The organism is Micromonospora humidisoli, from assembly GCF_016900955.1.
Taxonomy (GTDB): Bacteria; Actinomycetota; Actinomycetes; order Mycobacteriales; family Micromonosporaceae; genus Micromonospora; species Micromonospora wenchangensis.
Window position 1 is genome coordinate 1 of sequence record NZ_JAFEUO010000022.1, and the last position, 3,189, is coordinate 3,189.

4 protein-coding genes are annotated in these 3,189 nt (G+C 65.6%); 1 reads left to right on the plus strand and 3 read right to left on the minus strand.

Annotated features, from left to right (window positions below):
- Positions 1-590: 590 nt before the first annotated feature.
- From JQN84_RS31105 to JQN84_RS31865, 3 genes are all read right to left on the minus strand, one after another.
- Positions 591-1,082: a DUF8426 domain-containing protein gene (locus tag JQN84_RS31105; protein WP_204962153.1), complete on the minus strand. Its 492-nt coding sequence runs from the start codon at positions 1,080-1,082 to the stop codon at positions 591-593.
- A gap of 360 nt (positions 1,083-1,442) precedes the next feature.
- The gene (locus JQN84_RS31110; RefSeq protein ID WP_204962154.1) at positions 1,443-1,814 is read right to left on the minus strand and encodes a hypothetical protein; all 372 of its coding nucleotides are present in this window, start codon (positions 1,812-1,814) and stop codon (positions 1,443-1,445) included.
- Between the two features lie 10 nt (positions 1,815-1,824).
- Positions 1,825-2,103 carry a helix-turn-helix transcriptional regulator gene (locus JQN84_RS31865; protein WP_255554157.1) on the minus strand — a complete coding sequence of 93 codons (279 nt, stop codon included), beginning with the start codon at positions 2,101-2,103 and terminating at the stop codon, positions 1,825-1,827.
- Positions 2,104-2,153: 50 nt separating this feature from the next.
- Between JQN84_RS31865 and JQN84_RS31120 the strand changes: the two genes are divergently transcribed.
- Positions 2,154-3,041 carry an IS5 family transposase gene (locus JQN84_RS31120; RefSeq protein WP_204962155.1) on the plus strand — a complete coding sequence of 296 codons (888 nt, stop codon included), beginning with the start codon at positions 2,154-2,156 and terminating at the stop codon, positions 3,039-3,041.
- The last annotated feature ends 148 nt before the right edge of the window (positions 3,042-3,189 follow it).

The following is a 3,189-nucleotide window of genomic DNA, read 5'->3' on the forward strand; positions in this document are numbered from 1 at the left end:
ACGCGCCGCCAGCACATTGACCGACACCGCTTCCGGCATCGCCCACCTCCACAACATCATCCTGCTCGGATGACACCGACACCGTTGGCCGGCAACGCCATCACCGAATTACGAGACACCCTTAAGGGAACCTCGATTCGATGGGCCGTCCACTGAAGACGTCCGGCGGCTCGGACGAACGGCACCTATTGTGATGACTGTTCCCGAAGATCAACACCCTTCGTTCGACCCGCAGATAGCCGTTCCGATCGGCGGCATCCTCAACTGCCGCTGATCGGGTGCATGCCAGGCGAGGCAGCCCTCCCCTGCCGATGAGGCCGCCATCCGGAATCCCGCCCTTGAGCGCGATCATGGACCACGCGCGGTTGCAGTCGCACGAACTCACCGAGCGTAGTCGGCTTCTGGCCAAGGAGCCGAACAACGCCTACGAGCACACCGCCGATCTGTGGATAGGCGACGAGATCGAGGAAAGGGCGTCCCGGGGATGGATACCGGGCGGGCGTGGGCTGGCTTGTAGTACCTGCTGGCCAGGCTGGACCGCCGATCGACGTCATTGGCAGCGGCGGACCGGTGACCTACTGACCAGGCGTTTACGCCTCCACCGAGACTGCGGGCCGTGTCCACGGCGGAAGCCGCGCCAGCGTGCCCGGTGCGTTGACAACCTTGCGCACACTGTTGTCGAGGACTGATCGGTCTATCTCGGCCGTCCATCGAACTCGCCGGCGATGCCGCAGGTAAGGGTCGTCTTCGTCCGCCTGGAACCGGTAGTCTCCCACGATTATGCCTACGGCGGCGCGGCTCCGACGCATCGGTACCACGACCACATCGCCAGGTTGCATGTCGATCCGAAAGCATCGCCAGTACCTCACAAACACGGGGAACGCCCGTTCCGGCCGCTCTGGCAGCGCGGCCCTCAGCGTCCGGAGGATTGACTCGTCCCCCGGCCATACCGACACGTCGGGCATTTCCGGCCCTCCGATGGCGATCAAATCCTCCTTGAGGAAACGCTGCTCAACCGCATCGTCGTTCCACGCTCGCACTCGCCAGCTCTGCGCCTTGTCATCCGGCTCAAAGGTCGACACCAGCTCATTGTGTCTTCCCCCGGGGCGAACCTCCACCCCAATCGGGAGGGTGGAATCGAGTAGGGAGCTACGTAGCATGATGCGGACCGCAGGTGCCTTGCGGGAAAGCTGACGTTGCCTGGCGGGCTTGGGTCAAGTTCCTGCCCCATCGGTCAACCCTCCTACCGCAACGCGCTGATCTGCCGCGATCCGCATGCTTACCGGGATCATCGTGCGTCGAGCCTGCCCGGGCGTACGGAGCCGGACAGGAGGACGAAGTTCAGCCGATGATGGCGGTGAGAGTGGGGTTCGCAGCTCGCGTCGCAGTTGACGGCTGCGGCGAGCAGTCTGATGGTTGCTGAAGAAGCTGGGACTGCGGTTTCACCTGCCCGTTCGTCGGGAGCCGGGGCGCCGACCCCTACCCGCAGACCCGGAACTGCGGCGTCGGGTCGGCTGATCAGCCGGTCCGTCGACGGCACCAGGGCTGGAGAACGACACCAAAGGCGCTGCAGGACGGGAAGACTCCGGTGGCGGCCATTGCGACGCCGCGATCTGGGCCCCGGTGACCGGCAGGGTGGGCGAGACCTGGTCGAGCAAGCGCTGCGCCACGGTGGCGTCGATCTCGACGTCTGCGCTGATGCGAACATCGGCCGCGGTCGCCAGGTCCACGACGTCGTCGCTGGTAAACGCATCAGCGCCGCAAGTACTCAGCCGTCGCGCGAACTCCTGGACATTGATCATTTGCAGCCTCATCGTCGGATGGTTAATCATCCACCGTAACCCCCCAAGGCCCCGGCAAAGTCGTGACGGTGTCCGACTTGTGAGTCTTGGAGTAGAAGCGCCGCTGTTGGTGGTGGCAAGATGGGCATGACCGACTCGAAAGATCCGTCGGCCCGCAGGAGCGACCGCACTGCGCCCAGAAGACCCGGTCCACGACCTGCCGACCCCGCTCGACATTCGCAACCGTGCTCCGAGTGCTGTGCACCAACCGCGCGACATCGTCCTGCGTCAACCCACGCCGCGAACGCCACTCAGCCAGCAGCCGCCCGAGCGCCGTTTCACATCACTGATGTGTGTGTTTGAGAAGGTCTGATGTGGACGGCGTGGCGGCATGACGTCGGCTGCTGCGGCGGGCAGGGTGGCGTGGTGTCTGCGCGTCGTGGTTACCCCTCGGACCTGACCGACGCTCAGTGGACGCTGATCGAGCCGTTGTTGCCGGAGCCGAACACCGACGGCCGGCGGGAGAAGCACCCGCGGCGGGAGATCGTCAACGCGATCCTGTACGTGGTGCGGTCGGGGTGCCCGTGGCGCTATCTGCCGGCTGACCTGCCGCCGTGGCAGACGGTGTACTGGTACTTCACCCGGTGGGAAGAAGCCGGCGTGACGGAGGAACTCCTGACCACGCTCCGGATCAAGGCCCGGGTGCAACAGGGCCGCCAGCCGGAGCCGTCGGCGGGGGTCATCGATTCGCAGAGCGTGAAGGGCGCCGACACCGTCGGCCGGGACAGCCGAGGCTACGACGCGGGCAAGAAGATCAACGGCCGGAAACGGTTCATCATCACCGATACCCTGGGCCTGCTGGTCACCGTGACCGTGCTCGCCGCGAGCTGGCAGGACCGCGACGGAGCCAAGACGGCCATGCTCAGCGCTTACATGGTCACCCCGATCCGGCACGTCTTCGCCGATCAGGGATTCGCTGGGCGACTCGTCGACTGGACCCGCGACACCCTGCGGACCACGCTGGAGATCGTCCGCAAACCCGCCGACCAACGCGGCTTCGCCGTCCACCCACGCCGTTGGGTCGTGGAACGCACCCTGGCCTGGCTCACCGCCTGCCGCCGGCTCGCCCGCGACTACGAGCGCCAACCGGCCGTCTCAGCGGCCCTCATCCGCTGGGCCGCGATCGCCGGCATGACCCGCCGCATCACCCGCGACCAACCAGCACGCCGTCAAACCCGCCGCACCTTCACCTGGACCTGATCAACCCCATCTCAAACACGCACTAACTGGACGTTTGTTTCGCGTTCGGGGCAGTAGTGGCCGATTCATGTTTGGACATCGGTAGCGTGATATGTCCGAACCAGCCCAGTAAGAGCGCATAACAGCGGGCGCCGACCTGCCCGACTTC